14 protein-coding genes, 2 tRNA genes and 1 pseudogene are annotated in these 19,055 nt (G+C 42.6%); 9 read left to right on the forward strand and 8 right to left on the reverse strand.

Going from position 1 to position 19,055, the window contains the following annotated elements:
• The first annotated feature begins 182 nt into the window (after nt 1–182).
• Nucleotides 183–1,241: a GHMP kinase gene (locus tag RMX98_RS10280; protein ID WP_322680926.1), complete on the forward strand. Its 1,059-nt coding sequence runs from the start codon at nt 183–185 to the stop codon at nt 1,239–1,241.
• Nucleotides 1,242–1,317: 76 nt separating this feature from the next.
• On the opposite strand, the pseudogene RMX98_RS10285 reads toward RMX98_RS10280, so the two are convergent.
• Nucleotides 1,318–1,719: pseudogene (locus tag RMX98_RS10285) on the reverse strand (phosphodiester glycosidase family protein).
• Between the two features lie 148 nt (nt 1,720–1,867).
• On the opposite strand from RMX98_RS10285, the gene RMX98_RS10290 reads away from it, so the two are divergent.
• Complete coding sequence (locus RMX98_RS10290; protein ID WP_322680927.1) at nt 1,868–3,241, forward strand: cytochrome P450; 1,374 nt, start codon at nt 1,868–1,870, stop codon at nt 3,239–3,241.
• Nucleotides 3,242–3,649: 408 nt separating this feature from the next.
• On the opposite strand, the gene RMX98_RS10295 is transcribed toward RMX98_RS10290, so the two are convergent.
• Together RMX98_RS10295 and RMX98_RS10300 are read right to left on the reverse strand one after the other, a co-directional pair.
• The gene (locus RMX98_RS10295; RefSeq protein WP_322680928.1) at nt 3,650–4,288 is read right to left on the reverse strand and encodes a ThiF family adenylyltransferase; all 639 of its coding nucleotides are present in this window, start codon (nt 4,286–4,288) and stop codon (nt 3,650–3,652) included.
• Nucleotides 4,289–4,311: 23 nt separating this feature from the next.
• Nucleotides 4,312–5,142: a hypothetical protein gene (locus RMX98_RS10300; protein ID WP_322680929.1), complete on the reverse strand. Its 831-nt coding sequence runs from the start codon at nt 5,140–5,142 to the stop codon at nt 4,312–4,314.
• A 645-nt stretch (nt 5,143–5,787) separates the two neighbouring features.
• On the opposite strand from RMX98_RS10300, the gene RMX98_RS10305 reads away from it, so the two are divergent.
• Nucleotides 5,788–6,378: a hypothetical protein gene (locus tag RMX98_RS10305; protein WP_322680930.1), complete on the forward strand. Its 591-nt coding sequence runs from the start codon at nt 5,788–5,790 to the stop codon at nt 6,376–6,378.
• A gap of 49 nt (nt 6,379–6,427) precedes the next feature.
• Here the strand turns inward: RMX98_RS10305 and RMX98_RS10310 are convergent, their stop codons facing one another.
• From RMX98_RS10310 to RMX98_RS10325, 4 genes are all read right to left on the reverse strand, one after another.
• Entirely contained in the window at nt 6,428–7,861 is a 1,434-nt protein-coding gene (locus tag RMX98_RS10310; RefSeq protein ID WP_322680931.1) for a vWA domain-containing protein, read from the reverse strand.
• A gap of 535 nt (nt 7,862–8,396) precedes the next feature.
• Nucleotides 8,397–8,465 (reverse strand) — tRNA-Leu (locus RMX98_RS10315).
• 32 nt (nt 8,466–8,497) lie between these two features.
• Nucleotides 8,498–9,220 (reverse strand): hypothetical protein, encoded by a 723-nt coding sequence (locus tag RMX98_RS10320; protein WP_322680932.1) that lies wholly within the window; start codon nt 9,218–9,220, stop codon nt 8,498–8,500.
• Nucleotides 9,221–9,692: 472 nt separating this feature from the next.
• The gene (locus RMX98_RS10325) at nt 9,693–9,893 is read right to left on the reverse strand and encodes a hypothetical protein (protein ID WP_012407952.1); all 201 of its coding nucleotides are present in this window, start codon (nt 9,891–9,893) and stop codon (nt 9,693–9,695) included.
• A gap of 94 nt (nt 9,894–9,987) precedes the next feature.
• Here RMX98_RS10325 and RMX98_RS10330 point away from each other — a divergent pair, with 94 nt between their 5' ends.
• A complete protein-coding gene (locus RMX98_RS10330; RefSeq protein ID WP_180277454.1) occupies nt 9,988–10,128 on the forward strand; it encodes a hypothetical protein in 141 nt (46 codons plus the stop codon).
• 84 nt (nt 10,129–10,212) lie between these two features.
• On the opposite strand, the gene RMX98_RS10335 is transcribed toward RMX98_RS10330, so the two are convergent.
• A tRNA-OTHER gene (locus RMX98_RS10335) sits at nt 10,213–10,296 on the reverse strand.
• A 459-nt stretch (nt 10,297–10,755) separates the two neighbouring features.
• Here RMX98_RS10335 and psb34 (RMX98_RS10340) point away from each other — a divergent pair.
• From psb34 (RMX98_RS10340) to RMX98_RS10360, 5 genes are all read left to right on the forward strand, one after another.
• Complete coding sequence (gene psb34 / locus RMX98_RS10340; RefSeq protein ID WP_322680933.1) at nt 10,756–10,926, forward strand: photosystem II assembly protein Psb34; 171 nt, start codon at nt 10,756–10,758, stop codon at nt 10,924–10,926.
• A 237-nt stretch (nt 10,927–11,163) separates the two neighbouring features.
• Nucleotides 11,164–11,334: a photosystem II assembly protein Psb34 gene (gene psb34, locus RMX98_RS10345; RefSeq protein ID WP_292736552.1), complete on the forward strand. Its 171-nt coding sequence runs from the start codon at nt 11,164–11,166 to the stop codon at nt 11,332–11,334.
• Between the two features lie 500 nt (nt 11,335–11,834).
• Nucleotides 11,835–12,581, forward strand: coding sequence for a Uma2 family endonuclease (locus RMX98_RS10350; protein ID WP_322680934.1), 747 nt, complete (start codon nt 11,835–11,837; stop codon nt 12,579–12,581).
• A 232-nt stretch (nt 12,582–12,813) separates the two neighbouring features.
• Nucleotides 12,814–13,602, forward strand: a complete 789-nt coding sequence (locus RMX98_RS10355; RefSeq protein ID WP_322680935.1) for a COP23 domain-containing protein — start codon at nt 12,814–12,816, stop codon at nt 13,600–13,602.
• Nucleotides 13,603–14,041: 439 nt separating this feature from the next.
• Nucleotides 14,042–18,997 carry a putative Ig domain-containing protein gene (locus RMX98_RS10360; protein WP_322680936.1) on the forward strand — a complete coding sequence of 1,652 codons (4,956 nt, stop codon included), beginning with the start codon at nt 14,042–14,044 and terminating at the stop codon, nt 18,995–18,997.
• The last annotated feature ends 58 nt before the right edge of the window (nt 18,998–19,055 follow it).

Below are 19,055 nucleotides of genomic sequence, written 5' to 3' on the forward strand. Positions count from 1 at the left end.
CTGTTGAGGCAGGCGGGCTGGCGTTGCAGGGGGAGATAAAAATGCTTAACTCAAGCGTATTGCCCCATAAAATAGGAACCTTTTTAAAGTTGCTTTAAGAATTTGTAATCAATTTCGTAGTCACTTGTTGATTCAAATTAATCAGGATAGCATATACCCCGATTAACAACAGGAAACTTAAAATGAGAATTTTTGTTCCAGGCCGTCTTTGTTTGTTTGGAGAACATAGCGATTGGGCAGGAGAATATCGCAGGATTAATCCTGATATCGGAAAGGGCTACACCTTAATTGTTGGTACTAATCAAGGAATTTATGCCGATGTCAAGCCTAATTCTAGTGAGTTAATTATTTGTGCTTCTCTCAATGATGGCAGAGCTTATGGGCCGTTGAGATTACCTATGGAATCTAATACCCTAAAGTGTATGGCGCTTCAGGGGGGTTTTTTTAGTTATGCTGCTGGTACAGCTTATCAAATTCTGACTCACTATCCTGTCGGCGGACTTGAGGTTGATAATTATCTAACCGACTTACCCATCCAAAAGGGATTATCTTCAAGTGCTGCCTTTTGCGTTCTGATTGCAAGGGCTTTTAATCGTCTGTATGACTTGAAGATGACAATTCGTGAAGAAATGGAGTTTGCCTATCTCGGAGAAAGAATCACTCCTAGTCTTTGCGGCCGAATGGATCAGGCTTGTGCCTATGGAAATCGCCCAATATTGATGATATTTGATGGTGACAAAATTGACTTGATCGAGCTGAAAATTAGTGAAGATTTATTTTTTGTGATTGTCGAACTCGGCGGCAGTAAAAACACACAAGAAATACTAAGACGATTGAATCATTGTTATCCTTTCGCTACTAATGAAATTCACCAAAATGTCCAAAAATATTTTGGTTCTATTAGCTCTGAAATTACCCAGGCAGCAGTTGAAGCAATACAACTTGGAAATGCCCAACTTCTTGGAGCTTTAATGACAAAAGCCCAAGCTGAATTTGATCGGCACGTAGTTCCGGCTTGTCCCGATCAATTAACTGCAAAAAAGCTGCATCTCCTTCTCCATCACGAGCCTCTTGAGCCTTATATCTTCGGAGGGAAAGGTGTAGGTTCTCAGGGCGATGGCACTGCACAACTGATCGTTAAAAATCAAGAGAGCCAAAGAAAAGCTATCGACATTATTAAGCGCGATTTTCCTCAAATGCAAACATTAAAGTTAACTATTTCAAGACACCAACTCCTATGATTGATTAAGCTGAGGACAAAAAGCATTAATTGATTAGTAAAGGCGATCGCACTCTAGCACTCTCAATTAAAAGCTTTTAACCACCAGGCATTATGGGGCGATCGCCTTTTTGAAACCTTACCCATGACTGTTGTAAAGCAGCAGGTGCAGGATTCTTACCATCATAAACAACAATCACATTAGTTAGTGGGCGTCCAGCAGGGACTAAAATTTTACCGTTAGCAGCCAAGGCTTTCGATGCACCACCATCTAAATTCATTGCTTCGTGACAGCCGAAAGATTTCATTGCTTACGCTTCTTGTTGTAAAGTTAATCCACTATCGAAATTGATTAAAAATAGCTTTTTACCATCAGCAGGAAACCCGATCGCAGTTCTTGCACCAGTACCTAAAACACCAGGATCTTTAAATCCTTCCACATCCGGCTTCAGCCAAATTTGCCCCTGTCTCAACAGTCGAGGGCCGCAGGTGATAGACACCCTACAAAGCGCTGGCAACTCTCGCTATTATTAAGACAGGATATGGCAACGGTAAGGATGAAACGCAAGTTTTGAATCGCAAATGTTACAGATGGCAATAAGTATACAAAAACGGCAACAAATACAACAAACTCACGGATAATAACTAATGATTACCTTAAAAGAAAATCTATCTGAGCAAAATGTTACTAAACTACCAGATGGCAACCGCAGATATAACTGGTGGCGAACCATAAAGGTGATTTTACAACCAATCGAGATACTAGAAGAAACACAACGACGCTATGGTGATATATTTACCTCTAAGTTTGCTAGCTTTCCTACACAAATACTTATTAGTAATCCTCAAGCCATTCAAGCACTTTTCACGGCGGATTCTCAGTTATTTGATTCCGGATCAGGAAATGAGATAATTCAGCCCTTAGTAGGGGCTAATTCGGTAATTTTGCTAGATGGCGATCGCCATTTGCAGCAGCGTAAACTATTAATGCCTACGTTTCATGGCGAAAGGATGCGAGCTTATGGTGAGTTAATCAGGGAAATTACAGTTCAGGTCACTAGCCAGTGGAGTATTGGCAAACCGTTTATCGCCCGTGCGAGTATGCAGGATATTTCTCTACAGGTAATTTTACGAGCTGTTTTCGGATTAAAGGAAGGAGAACGTTACCAACAAATCAAGCACATCTTAACTGAGATGTTGGATACCTTTAATACACCTTTAAGTGCGATTTTTTTGTTTTTTAAGTCGTTGCAAAGAGATTTAGGTGCGTGGAGTCCTTGGGGCAAGTTTATCAGACGCAGACAGCAGCTTGATGAACTGATTTATCAAGAAATCCATGAACGCCGTCATCAAGCTGAATACGGTGAAGATATTCTTAGCTTGTTAATGTCTGCACGTGATGAACAAGGTCAACCCATGAGCGATGTCGAATTACGCGACGAGCTTATGACCATGCTATTTGCTGGACATGAAACCACAGCTATTTCTTTAGCTTGGGCATTATATTGGATTCATTACGTTCCAGAAGTCTGCGAAAAACTACTACTTGAATTGAATTCTCTCGATCTAGCTCATGCAGATCCCACAACAATTACGCAACTACCTTATTTAAATGCTGTCTGTTCAGAAACGTTGCGAATTACTCCAGTGGCTTTCTTCAGTTTTCCCCGCATTCTCAAAGCTCCCATGAAATTTATGGGTTACGATTTACCAAAAGGGATAATGATATCTCCTTGCATTTATTTAACTCATCATCGTCCAGATATTTACCTAGAACCTCAGCGTTTTCAGCCAGAACGTTTTCTAGAACGTCAGTTTTCTCCTTATGAATTTTTACCCTTTGGCGGCGGTAATCGTCGCTGTTTAGGTATGACATTTGCACTGTTTGAAATGAAACTAGTGTTGGCAACTATCCTCTCACAATATTCGTTGGAATTACTCGATCAAGTGCCGCTTAAACCAGTACGTCGAGGTATAGTATTTGCCCCACCTGGAGGTGTACGTTTACGGGTAAAGAAGTAACTTCTAGGGCACTTTTTAGGAGAAGATTAAGCCAGAAATCAGTATATAGTAAAAATTGGAATGTGATGGCGTACCCGTCCGCCGGAGGCGATCGCCCTTCACATATACAAGTGATAAGCTTGCGATGATTTCCCCACGCTAAATTACGGCAGTCTTATCCTTTAAGTCACAATTTGATTCATAGCACGACGTTGCTGATGGTCAAGTATATCATGTCCGCATATATTAGTTATGATTCCCACATTCATTGCACCCCACCCCCAACCCCTCCCCGCTTTTCGAGAGGGGAGACAAAGCGCAGTTTTAGTGGGGTGGAATTCTTCGGATTTAATAAGTAATCAAGCGGACATAATATTACGAGTCACTTTTTGGTCAATTTATTGTTAAAATCACAAGCATCCACGCAATCTACAAAAATAGAGATTGAACAGTTAGATCCTTCTGGGTGATACTGAAGTTACGCTGTTCTGCTGTGGCAATGAATGAAACGATCGCTTCACACGCCACAGCAACGGTTAACATCACCAGGTTTCGCGTCAACGGATAATCACAGACATCATCATTAACCTCGGAAGGAACGCGGTAAACGTCATTCCAAATCACTTCTGCATAATCAGCCGATAGTCCAACATGAAGACAAGGTATGCTTAATTGGTCAGCATAATCTTTCACTGCTTGACGTGCCACACTATTGTCAAAAACATCGACAATTAACTGGCTATCTTTGAGTAGCTGAGTTGTATTTGCTGGTGTCAACTCCTTTGTTTTGGCATCAACTTTAGTACCAATTGCTCGATATAAATTGTTTGCCAAGATTTTCGCTTTGAACGCTCCCACATCAGAACGGTAGTAAGGCTGAGTTGAAAGATTGCGTTCTTCAATGCGATCGCGATCTATCACTGTAAGTTTATCAAAACCAGAGCGAGCTAAATTTTCTGCAATGTTAGCTCCTAATGCTCCAGCGCCACAAATGGTTACAGGATAATTTTTTAGTTTTGCCATCACAGCATTGCTGCGGTAAAGCTGTTCGTGAAAAAAGACACTCATAATAATTCGTAATTCGTAATTAACTACTCTTGTTGTTCTATGACAGCTACTAAGGATTGCAAGTCAAAATCGCGATCGCGTCCACTCAAGCAAATACCAGAACTGATAACAGTCAAATCAGTTTTAGCGATCGCACTACTATGGCGAACACCATCAGCAGTTGTCCAATCGACTGTCCAATAATCGTTGCGATCGTGGAATTGATTTAAGGTACCGCCGCCCATTTGCAATGCCTTTTTCAATCGCTTTTCATCCTGTTGGGGTTGAGTAAATCCCTCAATGCGCCGAGTTGCTAATTCATACACTGTGCGGATTTCTGGAGTAATACCTTTAAACTGTAATTCTTCAGCCGGAATGAGTTGTTTGATGGTAGATTGCAGAGTTTCAACAATTACCGGATCGGTTCGGCGATCTACTTCCTCGAACCAACAAGACTGTCCGTTCCATCGGGCAATGATTTGCTCAAAGGCGATACCCTCGGTAACTAAGTGGACTGCGATCGGCTTAACTACCTTCAACCGTTGACGCATATCTGCTTCATTTACAGGGTATGCTAACCAGGTTTGTTTTTGCAGTTGGTGTGCTAACCGCAGTCGTATTTGGGGAAAGTGTTGCAGATATTCTGTAATCTGGGGTAAGTCTGCTTCTTCTACAACCGTTGCGGTTTTTTGATCCACAGGCTGAAAGATGCCCCAACCTTCAAATTTACTAGGCTTTGGGCTGAAGGTGTAAACCATCCCAGATACCTTTGTGCGAACTCGTCCACCCTTGACGCAGGGTGCAAGGAATTGGGTAGCAGATAATTGTGCTTCTGCGATCGCAATTTGGTTGATTAGCTTAAGTATGTTAGTCATAACTAATACCAATTTTCAAAAATAAGGCTACCAATGCAACCCTATAAAATCTGACTTTCTTAATTACGAATTACGAATTAATATAATTCTGCGTGCAAGTTGGTGGAGCATTGCGTGTTCTCAGTTACTAGAGGGACTCCACTGGTGAGTTGTTACACACTTTTTCAAGGATGGCTACTTTTAAGCCTACCTCCCAGGTTCTTCGCACTCCCCGTTCACACACGCCCACTGTATTTGACAGTGTTACTTTTCCTCTCGTACTAGTATGTAGGCTCCAAGAGTTGGGGCACGCAGGATATTAATATAATACAACATACTACATAATATTGGAAGAGATGAAAAGAGAGATTTTGGAGTAGAGCGATCGCTGTTAATTTATACGCATTTTTCATGTCACTCATCAGTATTACCTCATTGGGTTGAGCGATCAAATTATTTCTTTTTCGATGTGACTCTTGTTTGCGATCAGGAAATTTGTTAAATCAACCGTTTTAACGTAAGTAGTAAAAGGCATCAAAATAGACTAAGTATAGCCAGTCAGTAGTAATTTTAATAATGCAGCTCACTATGCACATAGTGGATTAAGACACTGTTATTGTCTTATCCTAAACTTGTGTGAGAGACATTTTATCAGAAGGATTCGTAATGAATACAACTGCTCTATTTGTAGAACTTATTGTTATTGGTACAGGAGCAGCAATTTGGCTAATTATCTTATTATTGAGTATATTTGGTTATACATGGATTCCTTGGAAAGAAACTACAGCTTTAGTCGCACTCATTCCCGTTTTATCTGTGGTTTATGTACTGGGTATAGTCGTTGATTACCTCGCTTTTCTACTTTACGGCAAGTGGGATAAGAGACTTCGCAGACAGAAATTTATTAACAAGGAAGAATCTGAGAGTGCAAGAATATACGTTTACACTTATGCAACAATCAATATCATAAATCGGCTTGAATATGATAGGAGCAGGATACGAATTGTCCGTGCATGGAGTATAAATTGCTTTATTTTAGCCATTAGTACTCTTATTTTTGTTTGGTCTCAATTATCACTAATGCGCTTTAGTTTACGATTAAGTCTTTCTATCTTTAGTGCTTTAGCTTTTGGAATAGGTATTGTTTCAACTTTGTATGTATGGCGCACCCTGAGTTTGGGTTACTACGGGCAGATTGCTCAAGCTAGTGTTTTCTTGAAAAATGAAGGGATTGGAAAATCTATAGACGTGAAGTGAGATAATATCAGGATGCGTTAGAAGTAAGTATGACGCACCCCGATACACTCTACTTATCATCTCGCACAGGCAACGGCATATCCAAAATCTCCATCAGTAAATCCAGACGAGAGGGGCGCGTCAGGAGTGGGACGATATTCGGCAAACTGTAGTAGTCACCTGCAAAAGTGAACATATCTACAGGTGCTTGCTGCTGCTTCAATTGTGTCTCCACCCAGTCGTAATGACCACCTACACGGACAATCACTACATTGGGCATTATCGCCAACTCACGGCAGTAGTTCTTGTAGACTTCACCGAAGTAAGGAGCCGCATTTTCACCCTCATCCGTCACCAAAATTATCTGGTCAACTACCTGCTTTTTCTTCCGCATTGCTTCCAATGCACAGCCGATGCTAGTACCACCGCCTGCCTTAATGTGCTGGAAGGCGCGTTCCCAGTCGCTTAACTCCTTGCCCTTTGCCGTAATAGCGTAAGGAATGGTGTCAAAGGCGTAGACAAATAGTTCTGCCTTAGTGATACCAGAGATTAGGGCAGCGAGTTGCTTACCGATGGCGATCGCATTTTCCATTGAACCAGATTTGTCTACTAATAAAGCAGTTGGACGAGCGATCGCACCACGCCGCTTTACCTGTTCGTTAGTCACCTTTTCCAGTTGAGCAACCGTGTCTGCATCAAAATCTCCTGCGTCTGTGGCAACCTGTGCTTTGAATGCTGAGACACGGGTACTCTTAGACGCTGCTTCTAGTTTGGAATCAATCAACTTCTTAACTTCTGGATGATCCATTGCACCTCTCGTCTGGAGAGACTTGAGGTTGTTGATCGCTTCTTGAGGAGACATGCTGTTGATTAACGCCACCAAGACAACAGGTGTAAGTTGCTTGATTGTACCAACTGCGATCACGTAGGGAATTTTGAACTCCACAATCAGCCGTGCCTGTTCTGCGGCATTTTCTGCCTTAGCAAGCTGCTTCAGCACATTTGCTAAAGAACCCTCTGGAGGAGTATCGCCAAACAAAATCGCATTTGCCCGTTCATTTGGCTTGATGTGCAGTGAAGCATATAAGTGCTTCATTGCCTTACGACCTCGCAAAGCGGCGCGATCGAACAGAGCCGGATTGCTCTCCCGTGTCTTTAAGTAACGCCGTACCGCAGTCCGAGCGGAACGAGGCAGCTTATTTTGCTGCTGCTTCATGAAGTCCACCACACGAGCCACCTGATAAGGCGGAAACTCTTGCAGCATCATAAATCCAGCATCTCGGTGTTCAGTCAAATTGCTGGTTAACAAATGAGCAATAAACACCTCTTTGTGGTCGCGGACATCTCCATGACGCTGATACCAAACTGCCAGGTGTCCGTAGAAGATGGGATCGAGTTCAACAATTAACTGATGAATTTCTGCGACTTGCTCAAGTTTGCGGTGAGGAGTTGTTAGCAAACTGTTGAGCATTTCCAAACGCAGGTCACGTTCTGCGGTATTCATTATGAACCTCCTCTAGTTGTGATGGATGAGGAGGCAGATGTTGCACGCGGGGCGATCGAGTCACCGCGCAAGTTGTAGAAGCATTGTGTATAATTTGTGCAAAATTATGTAAGCTTCTGCGATCAGGGCGCGGCAACAACTGCCAAGTAAAAGGGACTAAGGATTAGGGACTGGGTAATGAGCGGAAAATTATCGAATTTGCTCTTACTCCCTAAAAGTAGTAGCTGCGTAAGCTGCCATCATATCTGCCGCTATTGCGACAGCACTTCTTGAAAGCAGCGACCAGAACCACAAAGACAAAGGTCATTGTTACCAAGCTTTTCCTGTAGTTCCTTATCGCCATGAACAAGGCGATTGCCACGTTTAACAGCTTTTTCAGATGGGTAGCCACGACGACGTTTGCTCGATGATTCAAAAGCAGAAATCGTCGAAATCTTCAGGCTCGATGTTGAAAGAATTAATCTTTTTCATCGTTCTCACCTCCATATTTAAATGAAATAAAATCACCTCGTGCAAGTCGAAAAAGCTGTTGATTCACACACGGGATTTGAACCCGTAGTTGCTTGATCTTAAGTCAAGTGCCTTACCATTCGGCTAGTATGTAAGCTTTTTCAGTTAGGGCACGAAGTGAAAATTTTAGATTTTAGAAAGTTGATTTAAAATAAATCGGATTTCTTTCTTGTTACACTGCTTTTTACTAACAGCGTAAATCATTCGACCTGTATATGCCACAGAACGATGAATTATACCTTTGACAGCATCCGTCACATAATGAGTTGGTGGCAATGGCAAATCTTCAAAGGTAATTAAATACCAAATCTCATTTAGCTTCTGGTATTCATGATAATTATCAATGATGAGAATATCGGTTTGTTCTTGCTTTTGCTTCTGCTTTCGAGGTACTTTCTCGACTGCACAAAGAATTCCGGTTTCAGGATGGATATAGAAGCGATCACGATAGCTTACATCTAGCTGATTTCGATACCCTTGATAAGGCTTGCTATAAAAATCACCATCAATTATTTCCACATGGCGTTCAACGTAGTCCCATACATGATCGATAACATGCTGTCCTGCCATTGTATTGGGATCTAATCGTTGACACAGTTGGCTGTAAACGTCATTCCAAGGCTGTCCGACTTGCGATCGCAAAAATCGACGCAGAGGGCCGAGATGGTCTGAAAGATACTTAGATTTATTTATTGGTTTAATCAAGTAGGGATTCAACAATCCATCCTGAATTGCATCCTGGGTGATTTTGTATAATTGCTTCTTAAAGCCAGTCACCTTTTTGAGGCTAATTCTCCTCCCACCGCGAGGACGCTCAATCACAATCTCGCTCAAACGATGTTCGCTCATATCTCATGTTGTTTAAATTCAGTTGTACTAATTGAGTTGTTATTAAACATGAGTTAGCTAACATCATTGAACTCACCTCCGTATTGAGTAAAGGTTATAGATAAATACAATTCAAATAATTGAAATTCCGCACAAGTTAGCAAAGCAGTTTTTACAATCGCCTTTACCAGTTTGGCTACGCTCCCATTAGCGGGAGCGGCAGGAATCGAACCTGCATTCCGTTGCCGGAGTGTGTGTAGACTTCACAAGTTAGGGCGCGGAATTGAGTCTTAAATCACTCCGTGCAAGTTCAAAAAGCTTTTTACAGCTACGGCCGCTCTTACCAAATATTGGCAGTGGGCACGCACGCTAAATCTGCAAGAGACTTAGAAATCATGCTTCGCTTAGTGCGATCGCTCGAACTTTACTACCTTAGGGCCGTTATGAATGTGTATGTATGCTTCTTGTGTTGGGGCACGGGTGACTTGGAAAGTTAACCATAGACAGCTTCAGGGCGAACGATCAAATCGCCACTAGGACGGCGATCGATTACGTAAGCAGAAAGGCGATCGCTATTTACATCTAAATGCCGAGCAACCCGTTCCTTCACTGCTACATCATTCATCCCTGCTGCAATTCCCAATTGGGTTTTTGGCACATCAACAGAACGTCCTTCAAATCGAATATGAACCATTGCAATCACCTCTTGTTGTAATTACGAATTGATATTAATGGATCTGATCGGGATTGAACCGATACCCTCCCTGTGAGAGTTACACTCACACCTCGTGCAAGTTGAAAAAGCTGTGGTTACACCGCAGGAATTGAACCTGCAACTTATCGTTTTAGAGACGATCGCTCTACCATTGAGCAAGTATGTAAGCTTTTTCTGTCAGGGCACAAGTGACATCTGGGAACTCTACCGTTAGAGCTACAGACCCAAGGAAAGCACGATTGCGATGCTCTCAATCTTGCGAAGGAAGCGTCTACACAACTTCAACCGTAGTCAAGTTTGGTGGAGCCGTCGGGAATCGAACCCGAATCCTGCAACCGTCCGTTTGTTGGCTTCGGAGCAGTCGAACACCAATCGCGGCCCCAAAAGTGGCATCTATGCAATTGTCAAGCTTCTGAGAGGTTTTAGTTTTGCCTTTTGAGGAGGCTTTTCTTTCTATACTACATTTGTAGTATAAACTCTACATCATGTCAAGGGGATACTACAAATTTTGTACACGCATCGAAAGCAGAGAATTGGAAAGATGCTACATCGATTTCGTCAATCTCTCGTTAATTAATCTTTTTGGTTTTCTGACGCACTGTTTGATTGCGGTGTGACTTCCATTCACGAATGTTCATAACGATAGAGTCAAAATCCCAACTGGCAAAGACTGTTGCCAAATTGTATCCGCCTCAGTTGGCTCAAGTGGAGGTGTAGGGCGATCGCTGATAAGTCAATTTTATAAATAACATCAGTCTTTATTTGTCAAGTCCTATTGACAGTATGTAACAAAATTGTTATATTTATTTACATAAGATAACAAAACAAAAAAAAGAAAACTATGTATACCACCACTAACGAAGACGGCATCCTCAACAACTACGCAGCAGAACCCAAGATGTACTACGCTGAGTACCCGGCAATTTGGGAACAACGTAAATACGTTTTCCAAAGTGTTTTTGCAACTTTAATCGTCACCGCTTTAGTTTTGGTTGGTTTTAGTGTTAGCTAAGATTTTTTGATTTCAATATCGCTGTATCTCATTGTCATTCATACTTCTCTCTGCTACCCCGGTTAGTTTCGCCGGGGTTTTTTGTGTTTTACATATCCCAAACAGCAGTAGGTAGTATGTTGATAAGTTAATTTTATAGATAACATCAATCTTTATTTGTCAAGTCCTATTGACTATTTGTAACAAAATCGTTATATTTAGTTACATAAGATAACAAAACAAAGAAAAGAAAAAACTATGTACACCACCACTAACGAAGACGGAATTCTCAACAACTACGCAGCAGAACCCAAGATGTACTACGCTGAGTACCCGGCAATTTGGGAACAACGTAAATACGTTTTACAGAGTCTTTTTGCAACTTTAATCGTCACCGCTTTAGTTTTGGTTGGTTTTAGTGTTAGCTAAGATTTTTTGATTTCGGTATCGCAGTATCTCATCGTTAATCTCACTTCTCGACTTTACCCCGGCTAAATTAGTCGGGGTTTTTTGTGTTTTATCCATCCCAAACGGCGAGTGTATTATATTGTCAAACAAGTGCATTAGCCTATAGGTTGAGTTGAGGAGCAAAACCCAACATTGATGACCAATAGACCTCTTGCAAAAAGAACTTTTGCAAGAGGTGGGAAAAGGGACTCATGTTAAAGGGAAAAGGGAAAATAACAAACCTTTCCCCCTTTCCCCTTACCCTTTTCCCGACAAATGCCAAGAAGTCTAATATCTCAGCACAAATCTCTAAAATAATTCACAACCATAATTAATTGAGTCGCAATCAGCGTAAGTATTATCAACGGAGTCAAAGGGCTATGAAACTTATTTTTTCTGCATCCTAGCTTTTTTTGTCGCCCCGTCAGCAACAAACCACTGGTCAGCCATAAAATAAAGACAAATCAATAAAAGGGTTTTTTATGTCAACCCAACTCGGTGAAGCTAAATCTTCAACAGAACTGGTAATATCTTGGGAAGCATTACCCGCAGATTTTCACCTAGAGGATGAACCAGTGGAAAATACAGGTCAGCCACTATTGGCTGGTGCTTTGCGCGAAAGCCTTGAGATAAGTGGTTTCATCCGACCACAGATGTTGATAGCCTCAAATTTTGGACTTTGTGCAACAATAAACGGTCAATTTATTGCTAAAGCACCCGACTGGGTTTATGTGCCATCCGTAAATCAGGTTTTAGGAGAACGCAAAAGCTATACACCCAATTTAGATGGAGATATTCCGGCAATTGTCATGGAATTTCTATCTGACATTGAGGGTGGAGAATACTCTTTTAAGCGAACCTATCCACCAGGAAAATGGTTTTTTTACGAGCAGATTCTTCAAATTCCAATTTACATAATTTTTGACCAAAATGGTGGTTTATTAGAATTTTACCAACTCGAAAACAGGCGCTACGAGTTAAAGCAACCTGATGAAAATGGTCGTCATTGGATTGATTCAATGGGTTTATTTCTGGGAACTTGGCAAGGAACAAAAGAAGCCAGAACTGGTTACTGGTTGCGCTGGTGGGATAAGGCAGGTAATTTGTTGCTTTGGGCAGTGGAACAAATTGAACAGGAACGCCAGCGTGCCGAACAGGAACGCCAGCAAAAAGAACGGCTAATTGCCTATTTGCAATCTCAAGGTATCGATCCAAATAATTTGCCTTAGCATATACAAATAAAATTTTCAATTATTTTACTTAGTTTAAGCAAATAAGTCTTACAACCGTTACGCATACGCAGGAGTGGACATCATAAAACAATTCAAGTACGCGTGAAAAAGCTATTTGCAGAGAAAAAAGCAAGAGAGGAAAAAAAATAGGTTTTTGCTGAATCAAAAGCCAGAATTATTCGTCACTTAAACTATCGATTCCCTACTTAGTTCTACTGGAGGATGATTTATGTCATCACAAATGCTGCGATTTATGTCTTTGGGTATTCTTGGTTTATCTATGTGTCTGAGCAATTCGGCAGCAATGGCGCAATATGATTCTACTGGCAATGGCGATGGTGTAGTAGTACCAACAGTACCATCAGGCGGCACATCAGCGCCTGTTCCAATAGACACATCGACAGGTATACCAACTTCACCCTCAGCTGACGGTACAACTCGGTTTACCTGTCAGAGTTACAATGGTCAGTACACTGTTATGTATCAGCCACAAAGTCAACCAGGGCAATTCTTTCCTTGGGCAGCGCCTGCGGCTTTGGGCGGTGGTTGGGATGCACAAAGGCGTTGTACAGCAATTGCCAGTCGCTTGGAACAGTATCGCCCAGATGGTTTACAAGAACTCCAGACAGCCGTAGAAAATAACGAAAATATTGTCTGCGTCACAACTGAAACTAATCCAACCTGTAGAATTGTGCTGACAGTCCCGCGTGGGAAAGATCCCTACGTTATCCGCAATAGCATTTTTCAGAACTTGACTACTGCTGAGAGTGGACAACAGACTATCGCCGTTAACACCTATGGCGATCGCAGTAGTGGAGGCAACGAAATATATAATTTAGGACGTACACTTCTCGGCAATGGTAATAATCGGGTTAGTTCATCTAGAAGTGGGATTAATTTAAAACCTTTCCTCGATCGCCAAGATGGCGGTACTGGAAATAATTTACGGAAGGGAGTTGCAATTCGTCGTCAGTCTCAGCCTAACGGTGCTCGTCTAAATCCTGGTAATTTCCGTTAAGCAATGGTGGTTTTTAATACAAAATGACTTTCAAATAAAAAATATCCAACTACTTTTGTGGGGCGGGCATCTTGTCCGCCTTTTTTATGGGCTAATACAGTTCAGTTAAGAAAATAATCTGTTGAGGTAGGCAGGGGGAGAGAAAAATGCTTAATCCAAGCGTATTGTTTTATGGGCAGACAGATGCCCAACTCTATACCAAATATTTGTTTTTTTAACCTTTTGCTAGCTGTTTCTTAACGTTACTGAGATAACTTGAGTTTGCTGAATATAGATTAACACTAGTAAAAAAAGTAGCTTGTTTGACTAAAAAATAATTTTTTTGATAGTGATATTGCGATTGTCAATATGACTTGATTCCGGTTGCAAATTATTTCTGAATACTGGCTTTTTAGCTGATTCTCAAATAACACAAAATAACTTAAAGGAGACATTATTAATGGCTTTGACACAAGGCGATATTGCTTTTATCTCTTTCAATGCCGACGAAGATGGCTGGTCTATTGTCACGTTTGTAGATATAGACCCGAATACTATCATTTACTTTACTGATAACGAAGCTACCAGCCTTACAGCTTTTAACACTGGAGAGTCTTATTTTCAGTGGAACTCAGGAGCTAATACAATTACTGCTGGTACTGTAATTCGCTTCAGCGCAATAGACAATGCTACTAATTTAGCAGCATCAATCGGTACATTTAGTCGGGTTAGCGTTTCTGGCAGTTCTAACTACGGTCTGAGTGCATCTGGTGATACTGTTTATGCTTATCTCGGCACTAATGCCAATAGTCCGACTGTATTCTTGTCAGGTATATCAAATGATACTAATACGCAAGGAACAACTGATTTAACTGCTGCGGGTTTAACTATTGGGACTAATTCAATTTTGCTCAATAGTAGCGCTGATTACGGTGTATACAATGGCGCACGCAGTGGAGAATCCAGTTTTGCAAACTACAAACTGCTTGTTAACAACGTCAGCAATTGGACAGTCGATACCGTTAATGGTGACTATACTACGACAGTTCCGAATACTACAAACTTTGCGATCGCCAGTGGAAATCCCACAGTAAACTTATCCGTCAGCACTAACTCAGGAACTGAAGCAGGTACAACGCAAATTACTGTCACCGCTACTGCTTCTAGTGCTGTTTCTGGTAATCAAACAGTTAGCTTAGGTGTAACTGGAACTGGTATCACAGCAGCAGATTACAACCTCAGCAACACTGCGATCGCAATTCTTGATGGACAAACCGCAGGTTCTATCACCTTCACCGTTGTCGATGATACTGTGATTGAAGGTACAGAAACCGCTACTTTAACCATCAGCAACCCTTCCCCTGGTATCAGCCTCGGCAGTACTACTACTCAAAACATCACTATTACTGATAATGATGTAGTGGTGGGACAAGCGCCAACTATTCAACTAGACACAGCCAGCACCACAGATTTGTTAGATGCTAACGGTGTGTCCACTACAGGGACGGGGGCAATTAGCGGCGTGATTGGTAATGCCAACGATCCGGCCAAGACACTGGGCGTAAACTTTACGATCGCTGACTCCGATACCCCTGTAGAAAATTTGACCGTCACAGTTACAAGCAGTAATGCCGCAGTGGTTCCTAACGGGAATCTAACCCTCACTGGGACTGGAGTCAGCCGCAATCTGAAAATTAATCCTGTAGGTGTTGGTAATGCTAATATTACAGTCAGCGTCAGTGATGGTGCTAGTACTGCTAATTATGCGATCGCCTACGCAGCATCGGCGAATGATGGTACTGCGACAACTCAATTTTTAACGGGTACGAGTGATGCTTCTACAGCTATCCCCGTGGGCGGGACATTTTTCTTAGAAGCGGATGACGAAAATCAAGTTTTGCACCTCTACGATTCCAGCAAGTCGGGACTGCCGGTAACTGGCTTTGATTTTACAAGTTCTCTAGGACTGACACAGACTGATGGTTCTGGCGTGTTACGAGAAGTGGATCTCGAAGCTTCTACCAAAGTAGGCGATGCCTACGGCGGTAAACTACGCATTTTCTGGCTAGGATCGCAAAGCAATAGCGATGATGGGAAAAATCGCCCTAACCGCGATCGCATTTTTGCCACAGACATTACTGGTACGGGAGCATCTACTACACTCAGTTATGTTGGTCGCTACGACTTTTTAAAGGAAGACATCATTAACTGGGATGTCAATAATGGTCACGGGAAGGGAGCAAATTACTACGGATTGGCTGCTAGCGCTGCAACTAATGTCGGGTCAAAGCAATCAAACGGCTATAACATTGAAGGCTTGGAAATTGCCCCCGACAACACCACAGCCTATATCGCCTTCCGCGCACCCCAAGTTCCCCCCTCTGGACGCTCCAATGCACTCATCGTTCCCGTCACCAACTTCGCAAGTCTGATATCAGCTAGCAGTGGTGGTACAAAAGGCTCGGCACAATTTGGCGCTCCCATCGAATTGGATTTAGGTGGTCGAGGTATTCGAGAAATTCGCAAGAATGCCAATAACCAGTACGTGATTATTGCTGGCCCAGCAGGAGATGCAGGAGCAGCCCCCAACGATTTCCGCCTCTACACTTGGGATGGCAACCCCAACAGCGCTCCGCAATTACGTGCAGCAACATTTCCTGCCAGCTTCAACCCGGAAGGAATTATTACCATCCCTGATAACTTAACCAATACGTCTCAAATTCAATTCGTCAGTGATGATGGCAACAGCGTTCTCTACAACGACGGTACAGCAGCCAAAGATTTATCAGAGAACAACTTCAAAAAGTTCCGCACCGATAGTATTACACTCGGCGCTGTAGTCCTGACTCCTCGGATTCACGACATCCAAGGTGCATCTCACATCTCTCCATTAAACGGGCAAAAAGTCGCTGATGTCGCGGGAATTGTCACAGTTATAAAATCTAATGGCTTCTATTTGCAAGACCCGAACCCCGATAGCGACGATCGCACTTCTGAAGGTATTTTTGTTTTTACCTCATCAGCACCAACTGTGCAAGTGGGTGACTCTGTACTAGTCGGCGGTACGGTGAGCGAGTTTCGTCCTGGTGGTGCTACCAGCGCCAACCTGACTACCACTGAAATTATTAGCCCCACAATTGCCAAACTTTCCAGTGGTAATGCTTTACCAACTGCCACGATTTTGGGTAATGGCGGTAGAACTATCCCAACGTCGGTAATCGACAACGACACGACTGGTAATATCGAAACTGGAACAACCACCTTTGACCCCGCCCAAGATGGCATTGATTTCTACGAAAGTTTAGAAGCAATGCGAGTACAGATAAATAATCCTGTAGCAGTTAGTCCGACTAATTCTTTTGGGGAGATTTGGTTACTGGCAGATAATGGCGCTAATGCCACCGGACGCACAGCACGCGGTGGTGTCGTGATTAGTCCCAATGATTTTAATCCAGAGCGTATCCAAATTGATGATACTTTGTTTACCTCTGGTAGCTCACCCCAGGTTAACGTTGGTGCTACTTTCAGCACAATTACAGGTGTAGTTGATTATAGTTTCAGCAACTACGAAGTTCTGCCAACTTCGGTAAGCGTGACTTCTAATACGCTGACTAAGGAAGTTACTAATTTAACTCCCACCACTGACCAATTAACAGTTGCTACCTTCAACGTCGAAAACCTTGACCCCGGCGATGGTGCAACCAAATTTAACAACCTTGCTAGCCGCATTGTTAATAACCTAAAATCACCAGATATCATTAGTCTCGAAGAAATTCAGGACAATAACGGGCCGACGAATGATAGTGTAGTTGATGCTAGCGTTACCTTCCAAACATTAATTAATGCGATCGCAGCAGCTGGTGGCCCTACATATCAATATCGCCAAATCAACCCAGTAGACGATACTAATGGCGGTGAACCTGGTGGAAATATCCGAGTGGGTTTCTTGTTTAATCCCAATCGTGTCAGCTTTGTAGATCGCCCCGGCGGTACTTCCACCTCCAACACCACAGTCACTAACGTTTCTGGTGTTCCTACAGTTTCTAATAGTCCTGGTTTAATTGACCCCACCAACTCCGCCTTTACTAGCAGTCGTAAGCCGTTAGTTGGTGAATTTACTTTCAACGGGAGAACTGTTTATATAATTGGCAACCACTTTAATTCTAAAGGTGGCGACCAACCTCTATACGGGCCAAATCAACCGCCAACCCTCACTAGTGAAGTGCAGCGTCAGCAACAAGCTACGGTAGTGAAAAACTTTGTTCAAAGTATTTTAGCGATTAATCCCAATGCCAATGTAGTAGTAGCGGGTGATTTAAATGACTTTGAGTTCTCCAACCCCGTCAGCATTTTAGAAAGCGCTGGACTGACTTCTCTAATTGAAACCCTACCTGCAAACGAGCGTTACACTTACAACTTTGAAGGCAACGCCCAAACACTTGACCACGTTTTAGTGAGTAAAAATTTGCTCAGTAAGCTGGATGGGTATGATGTCGTTCACATCAACTCCGAGTTTGCTGACCAGGATAGCGATCATGACCCTAGTTTAGCTCGGTTTAATCTAGCTGCAAACAATGCCCCCACGGTAGTACAACCGATTGATGACCAAATCATCTCTACGAATAAAGCTTTCTCTTTCAATGTCAGCAATAAATTTACTGACGTAGATCAAGGCGACACCCTCAGCTACAGCGCTACTGGCTTACCCACTGGCTCTAGTATCGTTGCTAACACAGGTGTGATATCCGGTACTGTCTCCCAAACTGGGATTTTTGCAGTCACAGTTACTGCTGCTGATGGCAATGGCGGTAATGTTAGCGACACCTTTGACTTAACTGTTGCCAATAACAAAGCGACATCTGGCAACGATATCATCTTTGTCAGCGAACTTACTGGTTTGAACAAATACATAGTCAATGCTCTGGCTGGGAGCGATCGCGTCATCGGCACTAATACCAGCGAGTTAATCGACGGTGGATCGGGCAATGATTACCTTGATGGCAAGGGAGGCATAGATGTACTCCTTGGTGGCGATGGCAATGACACAATCTTAGGTGGACTTGGCAGTGATGCACTTTCTGGGGGCAATGACAATGACCGCCTGATTGGTTGGGGTGGTGGCACAAACGAAATCGACCTCCTCAACGGCGAACAAGGTGCAGATACTTACGTTTTAGGTGATGCCACTTCAGTTTTCTATACTCGTTCCCGTAACACTGATTATGCCGATATTCTCAACTTTCAAGCAAGCGATCGGATTCAGCTTAAGGGAGTTGCTAACAATTACTCACTAGGGTCAGTTAAATCGGATGTAGGCATTTTCACCAACAATGGAACGGAATTGATTGCTGTTGTAGAAAACGGGTTAAACCGCAATACCAATTTGGCAACAGATACTCGTTTTGTCTTTGTTTAACGCAGATTTAATCGAACTCCGACAACTCTTGTGTACTCTGCGCCTCTGCGGTTCTCTA

Origin of the sequence: Nostoc sp. DedQUE02, assembly GCF_034531035.1 — a bacterium.
Taxonomy (GTDB): Bacteria; Cyanobacteriota; Cyanobacteriia; order Cyanobacteriales; family Nostocaceae; genus Nostoc.